The organism is Pseudomonas sp. LBUM1671 (genome assembly GCF_059695685.1).
In genome coordinates, this window is record NZ_CP166782.1 from 155,589 (window position 1) to 178,469 (window position 22,881).

A 22,881-nucleotide genomic window follows, 5' to 3' on the forward strand; every position below is an offset into this window, starting at 1 on the left:
TTTTTATGTCAGCCGTCTCTGCGTCAACCGCAATCGCGCCACAAACCTTCGACATTCGCCCGTTCAGCGGCGCTGTCGGTGCCGAAATCATCGGCCTGGACCTGTCCCGCCCGATCAATGATCAGGATTTCGCCCGTATCCACCGCGCGCATCTGGATCATCACGTCGTGGTGTTCCGTGACCAGCGCATCACTCCCGAGCAGCACATCGCCTTCAGCCGTCGCTTCGGCGTGTTGCAGATCCATGTGCTCAAGCAATTCCTGCTGGCCGGTCACCCGGAAATCCTCATCGTTTCGAACATCATCGAAAACGGCCAATCCATCGGCCTCGGTGACGCCGGCAAGTTCTGGCATTCCGATCTGTCTTATAAAGAACTGCCCAGCCTGGGCTCGATGCTGCACGCCCAGGAACTGCCTTCCGAAGGTGGCGACACCTTGTTCGCCGACATGCACAAAGCTTGGGACAACCTGCCCGAAGCACTGCGCAAAGCCGTCGAAGGTCGTTCGGCCGCGCACTCCTACACGGCGCGCTACAGCGAGACCAAATTCGAAGGCAACTGGCGCCCGACCCTGACCCCGGAGCAACTGGCTCAAGTCGTCGAAGTGGTCCACCCGATCGTGCGCACGCACCCGGAAAACGGGCGCAAGGCGTTGTTCGTCAGTGAAGGCTTCAGCACGCGCATCGTCGGTTTGCCGGAAGACGAGAGCAAGCAACTGCTCGACGAGCTCTATGCCCACAGCGTCTTGCCGCAAAACATCTACCGCCATCAATGGCAGGCCCATGACCTGGTGTTCTGGGACAACCGTTCGCTGATCCACCTTGCCGCCGGATGCCCAAGCCATCTGCGCCGCAAGCTGTATCGCACCACCATCCAGGGCGACGCGCCTTTCTGATCTGTCGGAGAACTTCCATGTCCAAACGTCTTCCATTCGCGCCGCTGGCCGCTGCCATCGGTTTGGGATTCAGCCTGATCGCCGGCAGTCTGGTGGCGCCGACCGTGGCCCACGCCGAAGGTGAAATCCGCATCGCCGAGCAGTTCGGCATCGTCTACTTGTTGCTCAACGTGGTGCGCGATCAGAACCTGATCGAGAAGTACGGCAAGCAGGAAGGCATCGACATCAAAGTCGACTGGACCCAGTTGTCCGGTGGCGCGGCGGTCAACGATGCGCTGCTCTCGGGTTCGATTGATATCGCCGGGGCGGGCGTCGGTCCATTGCTGACCATCTGGGACCGCACCCACGGCAAGCAGAACGTCAAGGCCGTGGCCTCCCTCGGCAACTTCCCGTACTACCTGGTGAGCAACAACCCCAAGGTCAAAACCATCGCCGACTTCACCGAAAAAGACCGCATCGCGGTGCCGGCGGTCGGCGTTTCGGTGCAGTCGCGTTTCCTGCAATACGCGGCCGCCAAGCAGTGGGGTGACAAGGAATTCAATCGCCTCGACAAGTACACCATTGCCGTACCGCATCCGGATGCCACGGCTGCGCTTATCGCCGGAGGTACCGAGTTGAGCGGGCACTTCTCCAACCCGCCATTCCAGGATCAGGCGCTGGGCAATCCCAACGTTCATGTGGTGCTGAACACCTATGACCTGCTGGGTCCGAACTCGCCAACCGTGCTGTTCGCCACCGAGAAATTCCGCAACGAGAACCCGAAAACCTATAAAGCCTTCGTTGAAGCGCTGACCGAAGCCGCGCAGTTTGCCCAGAACGATAAAGGCGCCGCCGCCGACACCTACATCCGCGTCACCAAAGCCAAAATAGACCGCGCCGCGCTGCTGAAAATCATCGACAACCCGCAGTTCGAATTCAGCGTCACGCCGAAAAACACTTACCCATTGGCCGAGTTCCTGTACCGCGTCGGCGCGATCAAAAACAAACCGGATTCGTGGAAGGATTACTTCTTCCAGGACGCCAAGCCACTGCAAGGGAGCTGATCGACATGAACGCCCCTTTGCAAGGCCACACGGCCAGCAACCCGATCGCGGCAGCCCAGGCGCTGCTGTCCGTCGACCATGTCAGCCTCGAATACCGCACGCCGCAACGGGTGGTTCGGGCGACGCACCAAGTGAGTTTTGAAATCGATCCGGCGGACCGCTTTGTGCTGCTGGGTCCGTCGGGTTGCGGTAAATCGACACTGCTCAAAGCGGTCGCCGGGTTCATTCAACCGTGCGAGGGCGAAATTCGGCTGCAAGGCCAGACCGTCCATGCGCCGGGGCCGGACCGGATTGTGGTGTTTCAGGAGTTCGATCAGCTGCCGCCGTGGAAAACCGTCAAACAGAACGTGATGTTTCCGCTGCTGGCGTCGAAAACGCTGAAGCGAAAAGAGGCTGAAGAACGGGCGCTGCACTACCTGGACAAGGTCGGTCTGGCGGCGTTTGCCGATGCCTATCCGCACACCCTGTCTGGCGGCATGAAGGCGCGTGTGGCGATTGCCCGGGCGTTGGCGATGCAGCCGAAAATCCTCCTGATGGACGAACCTTTCGCCGCCCTCGATGCGCTGACTCGCCGCAAGATGCAGGAAGAGTTGCTGCTGCTCTGGGAGGAGGTGCGCTTCACGCTGCTGTTCGTCACGCACTCCATCGAAGAAGCGCTGGTGGTGGGCAACCGTATTCTGTTGCTGTCGCCGCATCCGGGGCGGGTGCGGGCCGAAGTTCACAGCCATCAATACGATTTGCACAGCCTCGGCGGCGTGGCGTTTCAGGAATCGGCGCGACGGATTCATCGGCTGTTGTTCGATGAAGGCCAGTCGCCGGAAACCGAGCGTGAGCTGGATTTTTCTGACATTCGCATCGCTTATTGAGCCATTGAGAGGAGTGTCCGATGAGCCATTTATCATCTGCGCGTGAAGAGTTTGAAACCGTTTTGCAGCCATTGACCAGCGTGCCGGTGGAGCGCGAATTACCGCTCGGCCAACGCCTGTGGCAACAGGGCTGGCTGCGTAAGAGCCTGATCCTTATTTTGCTCGCAGTGCTGTGGGAGGTGGTTGCGCGCATTCAGAACAACGACCTGTTGCTGCCAAGTTTTCTACAAACCGGCAGCGCGCTGTATGACGGTTTGCTCAGCGGCGAGTTGCTGGGAAAAGTCTGGATTTCGCTGGTCGTTCTGCTCAAGGGCTACTTGATCGGCATCGTCCTGGCGTTTGCCTTGACCACGTTGGCGGTGTCGACTCAGTTCGGTCGCGACCTGCTGAGCACTTTGACCTCGATGTTCAACCCGCTGCCGGCTATTGCGCTGTTGCCGCTGGCGCTGCTGTGGTTTGGCCTGGGGCAGAACAGCCTGATTTTCGTGCTGGTGCATTCGGTGCTTTGGGCGTTGGCGCTGAATACTTATGCCGGGTTTCTCGGCGTCTCGGAAACCCTGCGCATGGCAGGGCGCAATTACGGCCTCAAGGGTATGCGTTTTGTGTTGTTCATCCTGATCCCGGCGGCGCTGCCGTCGATCCTTGCCGGGCTGAAAATTGGTTGGGCGTTTGCGTGGCGAACCCTGATCGCAGCGGAATTGGTGTTTGGCGCGACCAGTGGCAAGGGTGGGTTGGGCTGGTACATTTTTCAGAATCGTAATGAGCTGTACACCGACAAGGTGTTTGCCGGGTTGGCGGTGGTGATTTTGATTGGGTTGCTGGTGGAGAACCTGGTGTTTGATTCGTTGGAGCGGGTGACCGTTAAGCGTTGGGGGATGCAGCGCTGAGTTTTGCGGTGTCTGAACCGGCCCCATCGCGGGCAAGCCCGCTCCCACAGGGTTATGTGTCGAACACAAAGTCTGCATCCATCGGAGATCACTGTGGGAGCGGGCTTGCCCGCGATGGGGCCGGTACGACCAACACATCACTTGAGGAATGTTTGCTAGCATTGCGTCTGAATCAATCCATCCCAGGCACGAGTGCTCAGCATGCAACTCCCGGACATGAACCTGTTGGTCGCCCTCGACGCCTTGCTCGATGAGGGCAGTGTGGTGGGCGCCGCGCGGCGGATGAACCTCAGCCCGGCGGCCATGAGCCGAACACTCACGCGTATCCGCGAGGCCATCGGCGACCCGATTCTGGTGCGTGCCGGTCGTGGACTGGTGCCTACGCCCAAGGCGCTGGAACTTCGCGAGCAAGTGCGCGACGTCGTGGAACAGGCCGCGCTGCTGTTTCGCTCGGCCGATGCGGTGGAGTTGGGTTCATTGCGCCGTCGGTTCAGCATCCGCGCCAATGATTTTTTCGTCGGCGTTTACGGCGGCAAGCTGTTCGACACCCTCGACCGCCAGGCGCCGCATTGCGAGCTGCGCTTCGTCCCTGAAGGCGATGGCGATGATGAAGCGCTGCGCGAAGGGCGGATCGACCTGAACATCAGCAACACCCGGCCGCTGACCCCGGAAGTGAAGGTGCAGAATCTGTTCTCCACTCATTTCGTTGGTCTGGTTCGCGAGGACCATCCGCTGTTCGATGAAGAGATCACGGCCGAACGTTTCGCCGGGTTTTCGCATATCAGCATGTCCCGGCGCGGCATTGCCCGTGGTCCTATCGATACGGCACTGAATGCCTTGGGGCTGGAGCGGCGGGTGGCTGTGATTGCGCCGAGCTTCCACGCGGCGATGTTTGCGCTGCCGGATTCCGACCTGATTTTGCCGGTGCCCAAGGAAGCGTTGTTGAGCGTGCGACGCCTGGGCTTGAAGCTGCGCTCGTTTACCCTGCCGATTCCCTTGCCCACCCTCATGCTGACCCAAGCCTGGCATCCGCGTTTCGACAAGGATCCGGCCCACCGCTGGCTGCGAGAAACGCTCAAGGCTTGCTGTGACGAAACGTGGCTGGCTGCGCAACCCACTTGAAGTTTCACCGCCAATCCTTGTGGGAGCGGGCTTGCCCGCGATAGCGGTGTATCAGTCACATTGATGTTGGATGGGCTGCCGTCTTCGCGAGCAAGCCCGCTCCCACAGGGATATGTATTGCTGCACCTGGCGCACTTATAACCTGCCGATAAGTCAATTTTCGTAACGTTCCACGCTTCTTAAAATGCTTCGGTATTCCACCCCCGGAGCTTGCAGCAAATGACTTCCCTCACGGTCACGGCACCTCTTGCCGCGACCAGTCCGGCCGCCGTTACGCCTCCCGTCTTCGGCCCGCGAATCATCATCGGTCTGGTGGGGGTCTTGCTGGCGGTGCTGGTGTCGGGCCTCAACGAGATGGTGACCAAGGTCGCCCTGGCCGACATTCGTGGCGCATTGGCCATCGGCTACGACGAAGGCACCTGGCTGGTCGCCAGCTACACGGCGACCTCGGTAGCCGCCATGGCCTTCGCGCCGTGGTGTGCAGTGACCTTCTCGCTGCGGCGCTTCACCCTCTGCGCCATCAGCGCCTTCACCCTGTTGGGCGTGTTGTGCCCGTTCGCCCCGAACTACGAAAGCCTGCTGCTGATGCGTACCTTGCAAGGCCTGGCCGGGGGTGCGCTTCCGCCGATGCTGATGACCGTCGCGCTGCGCTTTTTACCGGCCAACGTGAAGCTCTACGGTCTGGCGGGTTATGCGCTGACGGCCACTTTCGGCCCAGGTCTCGGCACTCCTCTGGCCGGTTTGTGGACCGAGTACGTCGGCTGGCAATGGACCTTCTGGCAAATCATCGCTCCGTGCCTGATTGCCATGGCGGCCGTGGCGTACGGTTTGCCGCAGGATCCGCTACGTCTGGAGCGCTTCAAGCAATTCAACTGGCGCGGCTTGCTTCTGGGTTTTCCGGCGATCTGCATGCTGGTGATCGGCATCCTGCAAGGCAATCGTCTGGACTGGTTCGAGTCGAGCCTGATCTGCGGATTGCTCGGCGGCGGGCTGTTGATGCTGGTGCTGTTCCTGATCAACGAATGGTCGCAGCCGATCCCGTTTTTCAAGATGCAGATGCTCGGCATCCGCAACCTGGCGTTCGCCTTGTTGACCCTGGCCGGGGTGCTGGTGGTGTTGCTGGCGGTGATCATCATTCCGTCCAGCTACCTGGCACAGGTGCAAGGTTATCGCCCGGTTCAGACCGCACCGATCATGTTGCTGGCGGCCCTGCCACAGTTGATCGCGCTGCCCCTGGTGGCGGCGCTGTGCAACCTGCGGTGGGTCGATTGTCGCTGGGTGTTGGGGCTCGGACTGAGCATGTTGGCGCTGTCGTGCATCGGTGGTTCACAGCTGACGTCGGTGTGGATTCGTGACGATTTCTACGCGCTGCAATGGCTGCAAATCTTCGGTCAACCCATGGCGGTGCTGCCGCTGCTGATGCTCTCCACCGGCAGCATAACGCCGATGGAAGGCCCTTACGCCTCGGCCTGGTTCAACACCGTGAAAGGCCTGTCAGCGGTGGTCGCTACCGGGGTGATCGAGGCGTTGACCACGGCAAGGCTGCATTTCCATTCGACCATGCTGGTGGACAACCTCGGCAATTCCCCTCTGACCGACAGCGACAGCGCCGGTCTTGCTCATCGGCTGCATGAACAGGCCGTGGTGTTGACCTCATCGGATCTTTATCTGTGCATGGCCGGCGTCGCGCTGGCGCTGATCCTGCTGATTTTCTGGCTGCCGACGCGGATTTATCCACCGCGCGCACCGACATGAACGCTTCACTGAAACAGAAGGTTTTTATGACGACTCAAACAAATCAAAAAGTGGTGGTCGGCGTCGCCGCAGTGGTGGCGGTCGGCGTGCTGATTTATTTGCTGGCGCCAGGCGTTTTTGGCAAGCGCACGCAGCAGAGCACCAACGACGCCTTCGTCTCGGCGGACTTCACCCTGGTGGTGCCTCGCGTCGCGGGCTTCATCAAGGAAGTGCTGGTGGAGGACAACCAGCAGGTCAAGGCCGGGCAATTGCTGGCGTTGATCGACGACCGCGACCTGCGTGCCGCCGCCCAGGCCGCCGACGCCGAAACGCTGGTGGCCAGGGCGCAACTGCAAAACGCTCGGGCAACCCTTGAGCGCCAGACGTCCGTGATCGCTCAGGCCCAGGCCACGGTGGTGTCGGCCAAGGCTGAAATGGCCTTCGCCGAGCACGAACTGAACCGCTACAACCACTTGGCCGGAGTCGGTGCCGGCACGGTGCAGAATGCGCAGCAAGCGCGCACGCGCATCGATCAGGCCACCGCGCGGTTGGCCAACGTCACGGCGGTGCTGGCGGCGGAGCGCAAGCAGGTAGAGATCCTTACCGCTCAGCGCGACGCGGCTGACGGTGGATTGAAACGGGCGCAAGCGGCGTTGGAAATGGCCAGCTACGAGCTGTCTTACACGCGCATCGTTGCTCCTCAGGACGGCATGGTGGGTGAGCGGGCGGTGCGGGTTGGCGCTTACGTGACGCCGGGCAGCAAGATTCTGGCAGTGGTGCCGCTGGCACAGGCTTACGTGGTGGCCAACTTTCAGGAAACCCAACTGACTGACGTGAAGCCGGGGCAGGACGTGCAAGTGCGTGTCGACAGCCTCGGCGGTGAGGTTTTAACGGGGCGCGTCGAGAGTATCGCGCCGGCCACCGGTGTGACCTTTGCGTCGATCAAACCGGACAATGCCACCGGTAACTTCACTAAAGTGGTGCAGCGGATTCCGGTGAAGATTGTGCTGGAACCGGGTCAGGCATTGGCCGAGCGGTTGCGGGTTGGGATGTCGGTTGAAGCGAGCATTGATACCGCCGATGGGGCGACTGCGTCTGAGGTGGTTCAGCGATGAAGAGCTTTGTTGACCGGGCTGACGCCTTCGCGAGCAAGCCCGCTCCCACATTGGGCCGGTTCAATGCACACAATCTTGGTACAAAAGGAGATCCCCTGTGGGAGCGAGCCTGCTCGCGAAGAGGCCGCCGGCCCCAACTCACCTTATGCGCCTTGCTGGTCATGAGCCTTTCAGCCTGCACCGTCGGCCCAGAGTTTAAAAAACCTCAACCCCAACAAATCACCGAATGGTCAAAACCGTCCAAAACCGCCGCCAGCGAAGCAGTCCCCACCGACATGAACGAACGCTGGTGGGAAGTCTTCAACGACCCGAAACTCGCCGCTCTGACCCAGCGCGCCCTGACGGATAACCTCGACCTGAAACTCGCCAGCAGCCGCTTGCAGCAAAGTCGCGCCGCCCGCCAGGTGATCACCGCTGACCGTTATCCCAACACCGCCGCCACCGGCAGTTACGGGCGCAAACGCAACAGCGGCGAAGGTCTGAACGACCCATCGGGCAACAACGGCAATTCGGCGTTCAACCTCTGGGACGCCGGTTTCTCCGCCTCTTGGGAGCTGGATTTCTGGGGCCGCGTACGTCGTGAAACCGAAGCCGCCGACGCGACCCTGGAAGTCGCGGAAAACGATCGCCGTGGCGTGCTGCTGTCGGTGCTCGCCGAAACGGCTCAGGACTACATTCAACTGCGCGGCGTGCAGAGCACCCGAGTCGTCACCGAGCAAAACCTCGACGTCGCCCGACACAGCCTGAAGCTCTCGCAACTGCGCCTGGCCGACGGCGTTGCCACCGACCTGGACGTCGCCGAAGCGGCCGCGCAAGTCGCCGCCATCGAATCGCGCCTGCCGGCACTGGAACAGCGCCAATCACAACTGATCAACGCGCTTAGCCTGTTGATGGGCGAACCGCCGCAAGCGCTGCACGCCGAGTTATCCACAGACGCCCCCGTGCCGCCTACCCCGCGTCAGGTCGCCATCGGGCTGCCGTCGCAACTGGCCGAACGCCGCCCGGACATCCGTCAGGCCGAAGCCCGCCTGCATGCCGCCACTGCGAGCATCGGCGTGGCCAAGGGTGACTTCTATCCGCGGATAACCCTGTCCGGCAACATCGGTTCACAAGCCATGCAGCTCAGCGATTTCGGCTCCTGGGGCTCGCGCGCGTTCGGCATCGGTCCGCAATTCAGCCTGCCGCTGTTCGACGGCGGCCGCCTGCGCGGGGTCCTGAATTTACGCGAGGCCCAGCAACAGGAAGCCGCCGTCGCCTACCAGCAAACCGTACTGCGCGCATGGCATGAAATCGACGATCAACTGAGCGCCTACAACGCCAGCCAACTGCGCCGCGACAGCCTCGCCGAAGCTGTCCGCCAAAACCAGATCGCCCTGCGCACCGCGCAGCAGCAATATGTGGAAGGGGTAGTGGATTTCGTCAACGTCCTCACGGTGCAAGGCGCGTTGTTGGCGACTCAGGAACAGTTTGTGGAGAGCTCGACCGGGGTGTCGCTGGCGATGGTGGGTTTGTATAAGGCGTTGGGTGGGGGATGGGAGTCGGTGTATCCGTTGGTTAGCGTCGTTACCAGTAATCCGGTCTGATGGCCGGGGCCTTACGGGTAGGTACCTTGTCCGGAAACTGGTGTGACTGCAACTCTTCTGCGGAGATGGCTTTTCGCATCCAGTGCGAGTGTTCTTTCAACGAACCGGGTGGGATTCGTTTGAACCCTTTCCTGTATGGAAGAACGATACCTACGTTTATTTGAGGAAAGTCTTCCCGGATGGCTTTCAGTGCGGGAGCCATGTCTGTATCCCCGGACAGGGCGCGCGTGCAGGTTCGAGTTGGTGGCGACCATAGTGAACGGCAACATTGTGAGCCTTAAGGGCGCGGACGTAAGTGTCTTGAGCCTCCTTGGAAACGATGCCGCGGGTAGCCAGTTCTAGTTTGACCGAAGACGTGAAGTAGTCAATTGAGGCCGTAGAGCTTTGAGGGTTTTCAATGTGAGCGATGTAAGTCAACAACTGCGGCAGGTTTAGCCATTTATAAGGCGTTAGTTGCCAAGTCATGCATTGACAGCACTGACGCCATCGCGGGCAAGCCCGCTCCCACAGGTGATTTTCGGTGAACACAAAGTTTGTGTACGACTGCGATCCCTGTGGGAGCGGGCTTGCCCGCGATATCGATCTACAACTCACCACAAATCTACCCGGCTAAACCTTTGCCTGAGCCTGCTGAATCTGCAACGCCTCCCAATGATCCATCGCCCGCTCAACCAGCAACTGCACACCATCGGCCATACGGCTGAGCGCCAGGGCGACCGAGCGCCGTGTCCCGTCCACGTCATCCGCGAGATCGGCCGCAATGGCGCTGATGGACAACAAGTCTTCGGAGGCATTGGCTAGCAGGGCTTCGGTGTCGATGTCGGGGGAGACGGTGAAAAGATGGCCTTTGCGGCGTTTGGCTGGTTTTCCGTCAGCCGGGGGGAAGTAGTGGGCGAAGGCGCGGTCAGCGGCTTCCTTGAGTTTTTCGGCTTCGAGAGAATCGTCGGAATCGGTGCCAGGGTTACCTGGCGGATTCGGAGTGTTCTTGTGCATATATAAAAATCCTAAACAGTAAGTGAGAGCCGTCACCGTTCGCTTGCACGCGAATGGGGTGGCGGCCGAGCGCAGGTGTGCAAGACCGGGACTGTTTAGGACACCCAGCAGATCCGAGGATCTCCTGCGCGCAGCCGCCATTAAGCAATGAGACATGGCAATTGCGACCCAAACAGTTTCGTCGGACTTGCACGTCCGTGTCACCGTTTATTCAGTGACAAACCCAGACTAGACCTGGGTTCAGGCCGGAACAAGTTCACCAACACCACTACAACTTGAAGGAAATCTCCGACGGAGTTACCAGACGTTGGTGTTTTCGCAGAGGGTCAGGATTTGGACGACAAATCCGCCATCCCCTTGAGCAATTCGATCGGCAGCGGAAAGACAATCGTCGCTGTCTTGTCCCCGGCAATCGAACTCAACGTCTGCATGTACCGCAACTGCATCGCCCCCGGCTGACGCCCCAGCATCTCGGCCGCTTGCATCAGTTTTTCCGAAGCCTGCAATTCACCTTCGGCGTGAATCACCTTGGCCCGGCGTTCCCGTTCGGCTTCGGCCTGTTTGGCGATGGCGCGGACCATCGATTCGTTGAGGTCCACGTGCTTGATCTCGACGTTCGCGACCTTGATGCCCCAGGCATCGGTCTGGGCGTCGAGCACTTGCTGGATGTCGATGTTCAGCCGCTCCCGTTCGGCCAGCAGTTCATCGAGTTCATGTTTACCGAGCACCGCCCGCAACGTGGTCTGGGCCAGTTGGCTGGTGGCCATGAGAAAATCTTCGACCTGGATGATGGCTTTCTGTGGGTCGAGCACGCGGAAATACAGCACCGCGTTGACCTTGACCGAGACGTTGTCGCGGGTGATCACGTCTTGCGGCGGCACGTCGAGCACCACCGTGCGCAGGTCGACGCGGACCATTTGCTGGACCACCGGAATCAGCAGGATCAGGCCAGGCCCCTTGACCTGCCAGAAGCGCCCGAGCTGGAACACCACCCCGCGTTCGTATTCGCGCAGGATGCGGAAGGTCGATCCCGCCAGCGCGATCAGCAGTAACAGCAGCGCGGCAAAACCCAGTTGCAGGCCCATGTCTATTCTCCCTTCGACGCCGCATCAGCCGCGGCCACTTTCAGCAGTAATCCCTTGCGCGCCACCACCCGGACCTTTTGCCCGGGTTGCAGCGGCGTAGTGCTGAGGACTTGCCACTTCTCTCCTTGCAGATGCACCCAGCCGTTGTAGTCATTGCCGGCCAGCGACATCACCGGGGTCACGCTGCCCACCAGTCCTGCATCGCCACTGACGTTTTCGCGTGGTCGGGTTTTCAGGGCGTGAATCAGCAGGGCAACCAGCAGCAGGGCGCTGATCAGACCGAGGCCGATCATCAATGGCACAGGCACTTCTGTGTTGGTCAGAACCACCGCGCCAATCACGAACATCACAATGCCGCCCAACCCGATCACGCCGTAATTGGGCAGCGCCGCTTCGGCGATCAGAAAGGCGATGCCGAATGTGATCAGCCAGATCCCGATAGGGTTGGGGGCCAGCAGGACGACGGTGTCCGCGGCGAAGACCGATCCGCTCACGACCAACAGCGACGCAACTGCACAGCAACGAATGTTCACGTGACCCTCCGGGAGAGTCATTGATGGTTCTTTATACAGTCTAGCTGAGCTCTCGATTGGACGAATTTTGATCAGTTGTTGACGTCCGCCGATGGGCAGATTTCCCTGCGCAATCCCCCAGCGGGCCTAGACTTTCAGTACGAAGAAAAGTGTTAACCATCGTCCGCCAAACAGTGTTTGCGGACACCGAGGTGCATCATGCGTATGGCAAAAACCCTGCAGAGCAGCCTGGAGAAGGCGCACTGCGAATATGACATCGTGTCCCACCCGCACTCGGCCAGCAGCCTTGAAACCGCGCGACTCGCGGGCATTCCTGCTGAACGGGTGGCCAAGTCAGTCATCCTCGACGACCAACACGGGCATTTCCTGATGGCCGTGCTGCCCGCCAGTCGCCATCTGGACCTGAGCAAAGTGCGCAGCAGTGGCGAATGGCAGGTCTCCCGGGAAAGCAACCTGCCGCACCTGTTCGATGATTGCGAACGCGGCGCCGTGCCCGCCCTTGGCGAGGCCTATGGGCTCGACGTGGTCATCGACCCTCTGCTGACCCGGCAGAAAGACATTTACCTTGAAGCCGGCAACCACATCAATCTGCTGCACATGAACGTGCCAGAGTTTCTGAAAATGGTGCCGCATGCGGAGGTGCGTGAGTTGAGCCAGTGAGTTTTGCGGCGTTAGTGATACCGTCTTCGCGGGCAAGCCACGCTCCCACAGGGCTATCGCAATCCTGTGGGCACGTGGCTTGCCCGCGATTGACTGCAAAGCAGTCACCCCATCATCTGCCATAAACAGGAGCCAGACATGGAATCCCCAACCCACACCCTCCCTTCCCTGTTCAAACAACTCGGCCTGCCGGACGACGCTGAAAGCATCGATAAATTCATCGCCACCCACTCACCGCTCAAGTCTGAATTGCATCTGGCCGATGCATTTTTCTGGAGCGAAAGCCAAGCGCAGTTATTGCGGGAGGAGATTCTGGATGATGCAGATTGGGCGGAGGTGGTGGATCAACTGGATGTGCTGATGAGGAAGGGGCGGGGGGTGTGAGAATTACCTTTCTGGGGCCACTGTCGGGATGTATGAACAAGCGCGAGAATCCAGACCGCGTCCGTTTCGACCTGATAAACCAAGCGATAGCTTTGATGGGGAATTGACTCGCGAGTACCTGTAATGATTCCGACGGGGCCGCTTTCAGGAAACTGGGAAATGCGAGATATCGCATCAATGAATCGGTTGTCCATTTCGAGGGCGGCTATTGGATTGACTGCATACAGGTAATCCCAGATGTCTGCACGATCCTGTGCTGCTGCGGGCGTCCATATTATCTTCATCCTTTCTTGGTTACCTGCGCACGCCTGGCAGCGAATTGTGCTTCAACTTCATCATTGGTCAGGCCTTCGCCAGCTCGCATCGAAATACGTGCAGTGTCGACTTTACGTTGCAAGAACGCTTCGTACTCGCGCGACTCTCGTTGTGTTTGAACGAACTGACGCATCATTTCCCTGACGATTTGCGATGCGGGGCGATGGGAGGCTTCAGCTTCTGCCATGAACTCTTCTCGCAGCTCTGGTTCAAGTTTCATCGTAAAAACAGCTTGTTTGGACATTTCCATTTCCTCGAAGTGGATACTGACGAAGTATATACGTCTTCAGTACCGATGTTGATTCAGGCAGCCAACTGGCGACGGATGGCAGCCAAATTGTTTCAAAACTTGACCAACTTTCCCCTCCAATGCCATATTGATAGTTAGCAAACTAACAGTGTGTGTTTCCCCTCGTGCCGAAAAACCTCGACGCTCTCCAGATGAACATCAGCAGCTCCATGGTGGTGGCCGCCAGGCATTGGCGGAAGATCTGCCAGACCACGCTGGTCAACTATGGAATCACTGAAGCCTGCGCCGTCCCGTTGTTGATGATCGGGCGTCTGGGCGAGGGTGTGCGGCAGGTGACGGTGGCGCATGCGGCGGGGATGGAGAGTCCGTCGCTGGTGCGTCTGCTCGATCAGTTGTGTCATGCCGGCTACGTTCGTCGCACCGAAGATGTTCATGATCGCCGCGCCAAATGCCTGAGCCTGACGGAAACCGGTCGGGAGTTGGTGCAGGCTGTCGAGATCGAGTTGGTGCGGTTGCGCCATGAAGTGCTCGAAGGGATCGACCGCAGTGATCTGGAAGCGACGCTGCGGGTGCTGAGAGCCTTTGAAGCGGCCAACCCGCCGTCGGTGGCCAACCCTTGAGCGGATTTTTTACCGGCGTTCCTCCGGCGCGGGACTGGTTTTACGGGGTACGCACGTTCGCGGCGTCGATGATTGCGCTGTACATCGCCATGCTCATGCAAATGCCGCGTCCGTATTGGGCGATGGCCACGGTGTACATCGTTTCCAGTCCTTTCGTCGGCCCTACCAGTTCCAAAGCTTTGTACCGCGCAGTCGGCACCTTGCTCGGTGCGGCGGCAGCGGTTTTTTTCGTGCCGATGTTTGTCCAGAGCCCCTATGTGCTGGTGGTGGTGATCGCGCTGTGGACCGGGACGTTGCTGTTCCTGTCGCTGCATCTGCGCACGGCCAACAGTTACGCGCTGATGCTCGCCGGTTACACCTTGCCGCTGATTGCCTTGCCGGTGGTGGATAACCCGTTGGCGGTGTGGGATGTCGCGGAAGCGCGGACCGAAGAAATTTTCCTGGGCATTGCGGTGGCGGCCGTGGTCGGTGCCATGTTCTGGCCACGGCGGCTGGCGCCGGTGTTCAACGATTCGGTGAACAAATGGTTCGCCGATGCTTCGACTTATAGCCTGCGTTTTCTCAGCCGCAACGTGCAGCCGGACGAAGTCAGCGCCTTGCGCTCGGCGATGGTGGCGACCTTCAACAGCCTGGAACTGATGATCGGCCAGTTGCCCCACGAGGGCGCGCGGCCGCAGACGGTGCGCAATACCAAGGAATTGCGCGGGCGGATGATTCACCTGTTGCCGGTGATCGACGCCCTCGACGACGCGCTCTACGCCCTCGAACGACGCACGCCCGAGCTTGTGGATAAGTTCGCACCGCTGCTGACCGCGACCACCGAATGGCTGGATCACAAGGATGCCGACCTCGCCCGCTGGCAAGCGCTGAAAGATCAACTTGAGGCCTTGCAACCGTCCGCCGAAGCGCTGGATGACCGTAAGCAGTTGCTGTTTTCCAACGCCCTGTATCGCCTCGGCGAGTGGATCGATGTGTGGCAAGACTGCCGCAGCCTGCAATACGCCATTCAGTGCGAAAGTCAGGACAGCTGGCGCGCGGTGTATCGGCACTGGCGACTGGGTCGCCTGTCGCCGTTTCTCGACCGTGGGCTGATGCTGTATTCGGCGGCGTCCACGGTGACCGCGATCATTGTCGCCTCGGTGCTGTGGATTCTGCTCGGCTGGACCGACGGTGGCGCCGCGGTGATTCTGGCGGCGGTGGCGTGCAGCTTCTTCGCCTCGATGGACGACCCGGCGCCGCAGATTTTCCGGTTCTTTTTCTGGACCGCGATGTCGGTGTTGTTTGCCAGTCTTTACCTGTTCTTGGTCCTGCCCAACCTGCATGACTTCCCGATGCTGGTACTGGCGTTTTCCGTGCCATTCATTTGCATCGGCACCCTGACGGTCAAGCCGCAGTTTTACCTGGGCATGCTGCTGACCCTGGTCAACACCTCGTCGTTCATCAGCATTCAAGGCGCTTACGACGCGGATTTCCTCAGTTTCGCCAACTCCAACCTGGCCGGCCCCGTCGGCTTGCTGTTCGCCTTTGTCTGGACCCTGATTGCCCGGCCATTCGGTGCGGAACTGGCGGCCAAGCGCCTGACCCGGTTCAGCTGGCGCGACATTGTCAGCCTGACCGAGCCGGCCACGCTGGCCGAACACCGGCACCTCGGCGTGCAGATGCTCGATCGCCTGATGCAGCATCTGCCGCGCCTGGCCATGACCGGACAAGACACCGGCATCGCGCTGCGGGAAGTGCGCGTAGCGCTGAATTTGCTCGACCTGCTGGCCTACACGCCCCGAGTGCACGGCACACCGCAAGCGCTGCTGCATCAAGTGGTGGCCGAGGTCGGCGAATACTTCAAGGCCTGCTTGATGGCGGGCGAGCGATTGCCGGCACCGAGCCCGCTGCTGATGACCCTCGACCGCACCCGTCGCGCCCTCAACACCGAGTGCGATGACGGCGCGCGTCTGCACCTGCTGCATGCCCTGAGCGGTCTGCGCCTGTCGCTGCTGCCGGGGGTGGAATTCGTCGCCTCGGGCGAACTCGAAGAACCGCTTCCCCATGGCATCGATGGAGCGCCTTTATGATCGGTGATCTGGATATCAGCGGAGTGTTCCTCCCCACGCTGCTGGTGCTGATGGGCATTACGTACGTGCTGTTCCTGTTGGTGCACGGGTTGCTGACGCGCCTGCACTTTTACCGTCTGGTCTGGCACCGGGCATTGTTTAACGTGGCTCTCTACGCCTTGCTGCTCGGCGCCGTGGACTCACTCAGTCGATACCTGATGACATGAAAAAGCCTTTTTTGACCCTCGGTCGCGTGGTCCTGACCCTGCTGATCGTGACCTTCGCCGTCGTCGTGGTCTGGCGCATGGTGATGTATTACATGTTCGCGCCCTGGACCCGGGACGGGCACATCCGTGCTGACATCGTGCAGATCGCCCCGGACGTGTCCGGGCTGATCCAGCAAGTGCAGGTGCGCGACAACCAGTTGGTGACGCGCGGCCAGGTGCTGTTCAGTATCGATCAGGACCGCTTCAAGCTAGCCCTGCGTCAAGCCAAGGCTGCGGTCGCCGATCGCCAGGAAACCCTGGCCCAGGCGCAACGCGAAGCCAAGCGTAACCGTGGCCTCGGCAATCTGGTGCCGGGCGAGCAACTGGAAGAAAGCCAGTCCCGCGTGGCCCGCGCCGAAGTGGCCTTGATGGAAGCCCAGGTGGCGGTGGACAGCGCCCAGCTTAACCTCGACCGCTCGACCATTCGCAGCCCGGTGGACGGTTACGTCAACGACCGCGCGCCGCGTGCGCAGGAATTCGTCACCGCCGGGCGCCCGGTGTTGTCGGTGGTGGACAGCAATTCATTCCACATCGACGGCTATTTCGAAGAAACCAAACTCGACGGTATTCATGTCGGCCAGAGTGTCGACATTCGGGTGGTCGGCGACCGCGCGCGTTTGCGCGGCCATGTGGAAAGCATCGTCGCCGGCATCGAGGACCGCGACCGCAGCAGCGGCAGCAACCTGTTGCCCAACGTCAATCCGGCGTTCAGCTGGGTGCGTCTGGCCCAGCGGATTCCGGTGCGGATTGCCTTTGACGACGTGCCGGCGGACTTCCGCATGATCGCCGGGCGCACCGCCACAGTGTCGATCATGGATGACCAACCGCAGGAGCCCGCGAAATGAGCAGGGCCTCGGGTTTGGCGGTTGTCGGCTTAGGTTTTTTGCTGTCGGCCTGTCAGGTGGTCGGGCCGGATTATCATCTGCCGGAAGAGGCCGCTATCCACCGCGAAGACTTGCAGGGCAACCTGACGGTAAACGGTAAAAATGTCGTGTCGGCCCCGGTGCCTGCCGATTGGTGGCGCCTGTATCAGGATCCGCGCCTTGACCAACTGGTGCAGCAGGCCATGGCCAGCAACACCGATTTGCGCGTGGCGGCGGCGAGCCTTGCCCGGGCCCGCGCTCAAGTCGACGAAGCGCAGGCGGCGGGCGGCTGGAGCGGCGGTGTGAAGATCGGCGCGCAGCGCTTGCAGGAATCCGGCGAAGCGTTCTTGCTGGCGGATAAAGTGCCGGTGGCCAACGTCGGCGACATTGGCATTACCACGTCGTATCAGTTCGACCTGTTCGGTACCTTGCAACGCGGGATCGAAGCGGCCAAGGCCAATGCCGACGCGACTCAAGCCGCCGCCGATACCGCACGCATCACGTTGGTGGCCGATGTAGTTCGGGCTTATACCCAAGTGTGCGCGGCCAATGAAGAGCAGGAAATCGCCCAGCATTCCCTCGACCTGCAGGCTCAAGGCACCACGTTGATCCAGCGTCTGCGCGATGCCGGGCGCGGCGACGAAACCCAGGTCACCCGTTCGCAAACTCAATTCAAATCCTTGCGCGCTGACATGCCGCGTTATGAAGCGGCGCGTCAGGCCGGATTGTTCCGTTTGTCGATGCTGTTGGCCAAACCGGTCGAGCAGTTGCCGGCCGGGACCGCCACCTGCAACGAACTGCCGACAATCACTCAATTGTTGCCAGTCGGTGACGGCGCTACCTTGCTCAAGCGCCGACCCGATGTGCGTCAGGCCGAACGCCGACTGGCGGCCGCGACCGCCGGCATCGGTATCGCCACGGGCGAGTTGTACCCGGACATCAGCATCGGCGCGACGGTCGGTACCGTCGGCATCCTGGAAAACCTCGGCAAACCGGCGACCAATCGCTGGGGCTTCGGCCCGTTGCTGACCTGGACCGTGCCGTCCAACGGTTCCCGGGCGCGAATCCGCGAGGCGGAAGCGGCCACCCAAGGCACGTTGGCGCATTTCGATGGCGTGGTGCTCAACGCCATCCGCGAGACCCAGACCGGCCTGGCGCAGTACTCGGCGCTGCTGCAACGTCGCGATGCGTTGGCCGACGCCGAACAATCGGCGCAATTGGCCGCTGACCAGACCCACCGCTTCTTCCAGGCCGGCCGCGCGTCGTTCCTGGCGGACCTGCAAGCCACCCGCACTTACACCGATGTACGGGCGCAACTGGCCGCCGCCAACACCCAGGTTGCCATGAGCCAGATCGATCTGTTCCTCGCCTTGGGCGGCGGCTGGGAAAGCGGACGAACGCAAGCGTCACAGCCCGGCAAACCCTGAGGCCGTTGCTATGCTTTGATTTGATGAGGTCGCGCGTTGGCTTCATCGATCAAGGCTCGCGTTGGTCATGGGGATCTAATAATGAAAAACCCTTATGCTCCCGGCTTCTGGTGCGCTATTACGGCATTGCTCCTGCTGTCGGCCACCTATTTCTACGGCATCATGCTGGCCCACCAGATCGACAAGGCTCTGGTGTTCCTCGACAGCGCTGCCGCGCTGATTGCCGTGATGGCAATCGTCGTGGTGGCCTGGGCTTCAGTCCAGGGCCAGCGCATCAAAAAAAGACAACTCGAACAAGGCAAGACCCTGGTGCTGATCTGGGACACCAAGGTGGCGTTGCGTCGGGTCGAAACAGTGTTTGACCGGTATTTCTGGGGCAGCTACTGGCAACCCGGGCGCACCTTTCAGGAAGTCATGGGCGAACTGACCGGCACGCCACTGGAAAAAAGCCTCGAGACCCTGAAAAAGCAGTGCCTGGAACTGGACAAGCAAGTCTCCGAAGACGACAGGCACTGGCTCAACAATGCCCGTGAACTCTCCGATGTTGCCGCCGCCATGGCCCGCGAACGCTATCAACTGGACTTCTGCGATCCGCGCGCGGAAGTGACGGGCGGGGCCGTCATCAATCGCGACTTTGAAGTGCTGGTGTATACGTGGACGGCGCGGCTGAAAAGCTTTGATCATCAGCTGGATGAGATGGAAGTCCAGTATTCCTGAATGTGTGTCGTCCGTACTGACGCCATCGCGGGCAAGCCCGCTCCCACAGGATTGCGATAAACCTGTGGGAGCGGGCTTGCCCGCGATGGCGATTTCATGCCCGCCGAAACTCTCAACCCTCATGTGCGGTCCATAGACACTCTTTAACCTTTAAACATTGGGCCGCCCGGTGCGCCTGATGCTAATCTGCATCGCACTTTTAGCGCAGTCGTGACCGCAACCCGTCATGGGTTCAGGGAAGACGACCACATTTTCAACAACGGACATTGATCGGGTAATTCATGAATAAATCAGCAGGCGTGCTTCTTGGAATCGTCGTTGCCATCGGTGCAATCAGTGCCGGTGGTGCCTGGTACACCGGCACCAAAATCGAAGGCGTGCTCAACACCTCGATCGCCGACGCCAACAAAGAGCTGAAAGCCGCGCTGGTGGGTTCCAACGGCACCGCGACGCTGGAACTGGTGTCGCTGGAGCGACACATTTTCAGCAGCACCGCGCACTACCGCCTCAAGGGCGAAGGCGAAATGTTCGGCGAAGCGCCGGTCGAGTTGCTGTTCGTCGACCGCCTCGAACACGGCCCGCTGCCGTTCTCGCGTCTGGTGTCGCTGAAATGGTTGCCGGTCATGGCCACCAGTCACTACGAACTGGAAAGAACCCCGACGACGGAAAAATGGTTCGCCGCTGCCAAGGACAAATCCCCACTCACGGGTGTGGTCAACATCGGTTACGACAATGCCACCAACGGCACCCTGCAATTGTTGCCGCTGGACGTAGCGCTGGATGACAAGTCCAACCTGAAATTCTCCGGTCTGAACCTCGACGTCGCCGCCAGCGCCCAAGCGCAGAAGGTCAAGGCCAACGGTTACATGGACAGCCTGACGTTGACCACGGTGGCTGAAGACCAGACGCCGGTGAAGGTCGAGCTGAACGGCCTGACCGTGGCCAGCAACCTGACCAAAAGCACCTACGGCTATTACGTCGGCGACAACACCCTGGAGCTGACCGACAGCAAAACTACCTTCGGCGCCAAGCAATCGATTCTGGGTTTCAAGAAATTTGAAATGAAGAACCAAACCGAAGAGTCGGGCACCAGCGCTTCGGGGCGTGCCGATTACAAGGTGGGTGAAGTGTCGCTGAACGGCAAGAACGTCGGCTCTGCGCAGATGGCCATGAGCCTGAAGAACCTCGACATCCCGGCGACCATGTCGCTGATGCAGGTCTACCAGACCAAATTGCAGCCGTACGAGAAAGCCGCTGCTGAAGCCGCTGCCGCCGGTGAACCGGCTCCAGAGCTGGTGCTGACCCCGGCCGAAGAGGCGCAGGTCAAAACCGGCCTGGAAAAACTGCTCGCGGCTGGCCCGCAGGTGGCCCTGGAGAATCTGTCGTTCAAATCCACCAACGGTGAAAGCCGTGCCAATCTGGTGCTCGACCTGACCAAGCCGCAATCCATGGACCTGCCGCCAGACCAGTTGACCCAACAGCTGATCGCGCTGCTGGATTTCAATCTGCAAGTGTCCAAGCCGATGCTCGTTGACCTGCTCACCGTGCAGTCGCAGATCGAAGGCCAGACCGACGCCAAGCTCATTGCCGATCAGGCAACGGCGACCGCGGACATGTTCAGCAGCATGGCGGTCGGCACGCAACTGGCCAAACTGGAAGGCAACGACATCGTCACCAAATTGCACTACGCCAACCATCAGGTGGAATTCAACGGCCAGAAAATGACCGTTGAGCAATTTGTCGGCTTCGTGATGAGCAAGCTCGGCGGCGCTCCACAGATTCAGTAATACCGCTCGCTTCAAGGCAACGCCCGGTCTCGGCCGGGCGTTTTGCTGTGCGCTGTTTAAGGCCTAATCCACGTCCCGAACCAGCCGCCACGCCTCATCTATCGGCAACGGCTGTTTCATCCGCTCAGCGAGCATCGCCATTGCCCGCTCTTTTTCGCAGGCAACTGCCGCTGCGACCACGCCGTTCTTGCTGAACAGGCCGATAAAGGGAGGATGGTCGGGGTCGCCCTTGAACTCGACTTCGTCCCAGCTTTCGGCGTGGCCGAGGTAGTCGTAATTTTTGCCGAAATGCCAGGTCCAGAAATACGGTACGTCGAGGTAGTGTTCGTCGCCGCCCAGCATGTTCGCCGCGGCGATCCGCGCCTGTTGCTGGGCCAGGCGCCAGTGCTCGATGCGCTGGGGGTGGCCGTTGAGCGGGAAGGTCGCGATATCACCCGCCGCCCACAACCCTTCGGCCACGCGCATGCCGCCGTCGGCCTGCAGTGAACGATCCTTCTCCTTGGGCAGGTCTGTGAACGGTTCCGTTGCCGGGCTGACGCCGATGCCGACCAGCACCAGGTCGGCGGGCAAACGTTGACCGTTTTCCAGTTTCACGGCTTCGACCTTATCCGTGCCTTCGATCGCTGCGGCGTCGCCATCGGTATGAAACACCACGCCATTGGCCTCGTGCAGGGCACGAATCGCCTTGCCGACCGCTTCGCCGAACTGCTTGGCGAATGGCACCGCGTGGCGTGCCAGTACGGTGACCTCCAGACCGTATTGGCGCAGGGCCGACGCGGACTCGAGGGCAATGAAGCTGTCGCCGATGATCACCGCCCGCTGGCCCGGTTTCGCAGCACTCAGGATGCGCGTCGCCTGATCCTTGGAACGCAGCAGGAAGACCTGCGGCAAGTCGGCGCCGGGCAGCGTGAGGGGGTTGGGTATGCCGCCGGTCGCGAGCAACGCCGCGTCATACGTCAGCGACTGACCGTCGGCCAGGCGCAGGGTTTTGTTGGGGGCATCCAGGCTCGCCACCTGGCCGGTTATTCGTTCGATCCGCTGTTCGCGGTAAAAGCTTTCCTCTCGTGGCGGCGGGACTTCTTCGGGCGGCATTTCCCCGGCGATCACGAATTTGCTCAGTACCGTCCTGTCGTAACCGGCATCGGCTTCGCGGTCGATCAACACGACGCGGCCGCCAAAGCCTTTCTCGCGCAATGCCGCCGCCCCCGCCGTGCCCGCGGCACCGGCACCGATGATCACAAACGTGCGCTCATCATCGGCAGGCGGCGTGTGGGGATCCGACAGCGGCTGATCGTCGACCCAGACCTCGTCATCGCGCATTTCCAGGGGGTAGCGCTTGAGGCTGTCCAGAGACGGCGGTTCACACAACCCGCCGTCCTCAATCCGGTACGCCGCCTTGTGCCACGGGCAGATCAGACGCCCGTGACAGAGCGCCCCCTCGGCCAGCGGCGCACCGGCGTGGGGGCATTCGCCTTGATAGGCGCGCAATTGATCGCCGACCCGCAGCAAGACGATTTTGGTGTCCGCGATCCGTACTTCCAGGCCTCGGTTTTCGGGCACATCGGCGAAACGGGCGACGCGGTGCAGGGCCATGGTCACTCTCCAGGCGGGCGTTTCACTTAAGAGTTTGGCGCGTAACCCGAGGTTCAGCCAATTCCCACTGCCACCGCACGAACGGTACAGCTATAGT

23 protein-coding genes and 1 pseudogene are annotated in these 22,881 nt (G+C 60.7%); 17 read left to right on the forward strand and 7 right to left on the reverse strand.

The features are described 5' to 3' along the window. The first annotated feature begins 5 nt into the window (after nt 1-5). The 8 genes from ACA060_RS00675 to ACA060_RS00710 all read left to right on the forward strand — a co-directional run bounded on the left by ACA060_RS00675 (nt 6) and on the right by ACA060_RS00710 (nt 9,243). Nucleotides 6-893, forward strand: coding sequence for a TauD/TfdA dioxygenase family protein (locus ACA060_RS00675; RefSeq protein ID WP_109627184.1), 888 nt, complete (start codon nt 6-8; stop codon nt 891-893). A 17-nt stretch (nt 894-910) separates the two neighbouring features. Next, nucleotides 911-1,936 (forward strand): ABC transporter substrate-binding protein, encoded by a 1,026-nt coding sequence (locus ACA060_RS00680; RefSeq protein WP_497314822.1) that lies wholly within the window; start codon nt 911-913, stop codon nt 1,934-1,936. 5 nt (nt 1,937-1,941) lie between these two features. After that, complete coding sequence (locus ACA060_RS00685; protein ID WP_497314824.1) at nt 1,942-2,802, forward strand: ABC transporter ATP-binding protein; 861 nt, start codon at nt 1,942-1,944, stop codon at nt 2,800-2,802. A 20-nt stretch (nt 2,803-2,822) separates the two neighbouring features. Further along, complete coding sequence (locus ACA060_RS00690; protein ID WP_497314826.1) at nt 2,823-3,689, forward strand: ABC transporter permease; 867 nt, start codon at nt 2,823-2,825, stop codon at nt 3,687-3,689. Between the two features lie 201 nt (nt 3,690-3,890). Next, the gene (locus tag ACA060_RS00695; protein ID WP_109627191.1) at nt 3,891-4,811 is read left to right on the forward strand and encodes a LysR family transcriptional regulator; all 921 of its coding nucleotides are present in this window, start codon (nt 3,891-3,893) and stop codon (nt 4,809-4,811) included. 219 nt (nt 4,812-5,030) lie between these two features. After that, complete coding sequence (locus tag ACA060_RS00700; RefSeq protein WP_497314828.1) at nt 5,031-6,566, forward strand: MFS transporter; 1,536 nt, start codon at nt 5,031-5,033, stop codon at nt 6,564-6,566. Nucleotides 6,567-6,592: 26 nt separating this feature from the next. After that, nucleotides 6,593-7,660 (forward strand): HlyD family secretion protein, encoded by a 1,068-nt coding sequence (locus ACA060_RS00705; RefSeq protein WP_109627194.1) that lies wholly within the window; start codon nt 6,593-6,595, stop codon nt 7,658-7,660. Next, nucleotides 7,657-9,243, forward strand: coding sequence for an efflux transporter outer membrane subunit (locus tag ACA060_RS00710; protein ID WP_497314830.1), 1,587 nt, complete (start codon nt 7,657-7,659; stop codon nt 9,241-9,243). The genes ACA060_RS00705 and ACA060_RS00710 overlap by 4 nt, the downstream gene beginning before the upstream one ends. On the opposite strand, the pseudogene ACA060_RS00715 reads toward ACA060_RS00710, so the two are convergent. From ACA060_RS00715 to ACA060_RS00730, 4 genes and pseudogenes are all read right to left on the reverse strand, one after another. Next, nucleotides 9,224-9,708: pseudogene (locus ACA060_RS00715) on the reverse strand (PIN domain-containing protein). The gene ACA060_RS00710 and the pseudogene ACA060_RS00715 overlap by 20 nt on opposite strands. Before the next feature lie 144 nt (nt 9,709-9,852). Beyond that, nucleotides 9,853-10,236 (reverse strand): DUF6124 family protein, encoded by a 384-nt coding sequence (locus ACA060_RS00720; protein ID WP_497314832.1) that lies wholly within the window; start codon nt 10,234-10,236, stop codon nt 9,853-9,855. Nucleotides 10,237-10,562: 326 nt separating this feature from the next. Next, on the reverse strand, nt 10,563-11,321 hold the full coding sequence (locus ACA060_RS00725) for a slipin family protein (protein WP_094469722.1): 759 nt from the start codon (nt 11,319-11,321) through the stop codon (nt 10,563-10,565). Nucleotides 11,322-11,323: 2 nt separating this feature from the next. After that, entirely contained in the window at nt 11,324-11,854 is a 531-nt protein-coding gene (locus tag ACA060_RS00730) for an NfeD family protein (RefSeq protein WP_497318148.1), read from the reverse strand. Between the two features lie 198 nt (nt 11,855-12,052). Between ACA060_RS00730 and ACA060_RS00735 the strand changes: the two genes are divergently transcribed. Both ACA060_RS00735 and ACA060_RS00740 read left to right on the forward strand, forming a co-directional pair. Then, entirely contained in the window at nt 12,053-12,514 is a 462-nt protein-coding gene (locus ACA060_RS00735; RefSeq protein WP_497314834.1) for an aminoacyl-tRNA deacylase, read from the forward strand. Nucleotides 12,515-12,652: 138 nt separating this feature from the next. Further along, complete coding sequence (locus tag ACA060_RS00740) at nt 12,653-12,898, forward strand: DUF2789 domain-containing protein (RefSeq protein ID WP_497314836.1); 246 nt, start codon at nt 12,653-12,655, stop codon at nt 12,896-12,898. Here ACA060_RS00740 and ACA060_RS00745 read toward each other — a convergent pair. Both ACA060_RS00745 and ACA060_RS00750 read right to left on the reverse strand, forming a co-directional pair. Next, a complete protein-coding gene (locus ACA060_RS00745; RefSeq protein ID WP_497314838.1) occupies nt 12,859-13,182 on the reverse strand; it encodes a type II toxin-antitoxin system RelE/ParE family toxin in 324 nt (107 codons plus the stop codon). The two genes, ACA060_RS00740 and ACA060_RS00745, sit on opposite strands and share 40 nt — an antisense overlap. Further along, nucleotides 13,179-13,457: an antitoxin of toxin-antitoxin stability system gene (locus ACA060_RS00750; protein ID WP_497314840.1), complete on the reverse strand. Its 279-nt coding sequence runs from the start codon at nt 13,455-13,457 to the stop codon at nt 13,179-13,181. Before ACA060_RS00750 ends, ACA060_RS00745 begins: the two co-directional genes overlap by 4 nt. A 197-nt stretch (nt 13,458-13,654) precedes the next feature. Between ACA060_RS00750 and ACA060_RS00755 the strand changes: the two genes are divergently transcribed. The 7 genes from ACA060_RS00755 (at nt 13,655) to ACA060_RS00785 (ending at nt 21,191) form a co-directional block, all read left to right on the forward strand. Further along, nucleotides 13,655-14,083 carry a MarR family winged helix-turn-helix transcriptional regulator gene (locus ACA060_RS00755; RefSeq protein WP_497314842.1) on the forward strand — a complete coding sequence of 143 codons (429 nt, stop codon included), beginning with the start codon at nt 13,655-13,657 and terminating at the stop codon, nt 14,081-14,083. Then, nucleotides 14,080-16,152: an FUSC family protein gene (locus ACA060_RS00760; RefSeq protein ID WP_497314844.1), complete on the forward strand. Its 2,073-nt coding sequence runs from the start codon at nt 14,080-14,082 to the stop codon at nt 16,150-16,152. The genes ACA060_RS00755 and ACA060_RS00760 overlap by 4 nt, the downstream gene beginning before the upstream one ends. Then, entirely contained in the window at nt 16,149-16,358 is a 210-nt protein-coding gene (locus tag ACA060_RS00765) for a DUF1656 domain-containing protein (RefSeq protein WP_008148151.1), read from the forward strand. Before ACA060_RS00760 ends, ACA060_RS00765 begins: the two co-directional genes overlap by 4 nt. Continuing rightward, complete coding sequence (locus ACA060_RS00770; protein WP_109627214.1) at nt 16,355-17,242, forward strand: efflux RND transporter periplasmic adaptor subunit; 888 nt, start codon at nt 16,355-16,357, stop codon at nt 17,240-17,242. Before ACA060_RS00765 ends, ACA060_RS00770 begins: the two co-directional genes overlap by 4 nt. Then, on the forward strand, nt 17,239-18,687 hold the full coding sequence (locus ACA060_RS00775; RefSeq protein ID WP_497314846.1) for an efflux transporter outer membrane subunit: 1,449 nt from the start codon (nt 17,239-17,241) through the stop codon (nt 18,685-18,687). The genes ACA060_RS00770 and ACA060_RS00775 overlap by 4 nt, the downstream gene beginning before the upstream one ends. Nucleotides 18,688-18,768: 81 nt before the next feature. Beyond that, on the forward strand, nt 18,769-19,404 hold the full coding sequence (locus ACA060_RS00780) for an NADH:ubiquinone oxidoreductase subunit N (RefSeq protein WP_497314848.1): 636 nt from the start codon (nt 18,769-18,771) through the stop codon (nt 19,402-19,404). A gap of 281 nt (nt 19,405-19,685) precedes the next feature. Further along, nucleotides 19,686-21,191: a YdgA family protein gene (locus tag ACA060_RS00785; RefSeq protein ID WP_497314850.1), complete on the forward strand. Its 1,506-nt coding sequence runs from the start codon at nt 19,686-19,688 to the stop codon at nt 21,189-21,191. A 63-nt stretch (nt 21,192-21,254) separates the two neighbouring features. Here ACA060_RS00785 and ACA060_RS00790 read toward each other — a convergent pair whose 3' ends face one another. Further along, on the reverse strand, nt 21,255-22,784 hold the full coding sequence (locus tag ACA060_RS00790; RefSeq protein ID WP_497314852.1) for an FAD-dependent oxidoreductase: 1,530 nt from the start codon (nt 22,782-22,784) through the stop codon (nt 21,255-21,257). Nucleotides 22,785-22,881: the final 97 nt, after the last annotated feature.